Here is a 1,644-nt window from a genome sequence, read left to right on the forward strand (position 1 = left end):
GGTGTTGTATGGTTAAGCCTCACGGGTAATTAGTACGGGTTAGCTCAACGCATCGCTGCACTTACACACCCCACCTATCAACGTTGTGGTCTCCAACGGCCCTTTAGGACCCTCAAGGGGTCAGGGATGACTCATCTCAGGGCTCGCTTCCCGCTTAGATGCTTTCAGCGGTTATCGATTCCGAACTTAGCTACCGGGCAGTGCCACTGGCGTGACAACCCGAACACCAGAGGTTCGTTCACTCCGGTCCTCTCGTACTAGGAGCAACTCCCTTCAATCATCCAACGCCCACGGCAGATAGGGACCGAACTGTCTCACGACGTTCTGAACCCAGCTCGCGTACCACTTTAAATGGCGAACAGCCATACCCTTGGGACCGACTTCAGCCCCAGGATGTGATGAGCCGACATCGAGGTGCCAAACACCGCCGTCGATATGAACTCTTGGGCGGTATCAGCCTGTTATCCCCGGAGTACCTTTTATCCGTTGAGCGATGGCCCTTCCATTCAGAACCACCGGATCACTATGACCTACTTTCGTACCTGCTCGACCTGTCCGTCTCGCAGTTAAGCTGGCTTATGCCATTGCACTAACCTCCTGATGTCCGACCAGGATTAGCCAACCTTCGTGCTCCTCCGTTACTCTTTGGGAGGAGACCGCCCCAGTCAAACTACCCACCAGGCACTGTCCGCGAGCCCGATTCAGGGCCCTGCGTTAGAACATCAAACATACAAGGGTGGTATTTCAAGGACGGCTCCAGCGCAACTGGCGTCACGCCTTCAAAGCCTCCCACCTATCCTACACATGTAGGTTCAATGTTCAGTGCCAAGCTGTAGTAAAGGTTCACGGGGTCTTTCCGTCTAGCCGCGGGTACACCGCATCTTCACGGCGAATTCGATTTCACTGAGTCTCGGGTGGAGACAGCATGGCCATGGTTACACCATTCGTGCAGGTCGGAACTTACCCGACAAGGAATTTCGCTACCTTAGGACCGTTATAGTTACGGCCGCCGTTTACCGGGGCTTCGATCAAGAGCTTCGCTTGCGCTAACCCCATCAATTAACCTTCCGGCACCGGGCAGGTGTCACACCCTATACGTCCACTTTCGTGTTTGCAGAGTGCTGTGTTTTTGATAAACAGTCCCAGCCATCTGGTCACTGCGACTCCCAACTGCTCCATCCGCAAGGGACTTCACTGTCAAGAGCGAACCTTCTCCCGAAGTTACGGTTCTATTTTGCCTAGTTCCTTCACCCGAGTTCTCTCAAGCGCCTTGGTATTCTCTACCCGACCACCTGTGTCGGTTTGGGGTACGATGACTTGTAATCTGAAGCTTAGAGGCTTTTCCTGGAAGCAGGGCATCAATGGCTTCCACACCGTAGTGTGTTCGTCTCGTGTCTCAGTGTTGTGTCTCCGGATTTGCCTAGAAACACCACCTACGCACTTTCACCAGGACAACCGTCGCCTGGCCCACCTAGCCTTCTCCGTCCCCCCATCGCAATTACAAGTCGTGCAGGAATATTAACCTGCTTCCCATCGACTACGCCTTTCGGCCTCGCCTTAGGGGTCGACTCACCCTGCCCCGATTAACGTTGGACAGGAACCCTTGGTCTTCCGGCGAGGAGGCTTTTCACCCCCTTTATCGTT

The 1,644-nt window shown here is 54.3% G+C and carries 1 rRNA gene; it reads right to left on the minus strand.

Going from position 1 to position 1,644, the window contains the following annotated elements:
• Positions 1-8: 8 nt before the first annotated feature.
• Positions 9-1,644 (minus strand): 23S ribosomal RNA (locus tag FO441_RS12440); the annotation flags it as partial.

Source organism: Salinicoccus cyprini (assembly GCF_007713705.1).
GTDB classification, from domain to species: Bacteria; Bacillota; Bacilli; order Staphylococcales; family Salinicoccaceae; genus Salinicoccus; species Salinicoccus cyprini.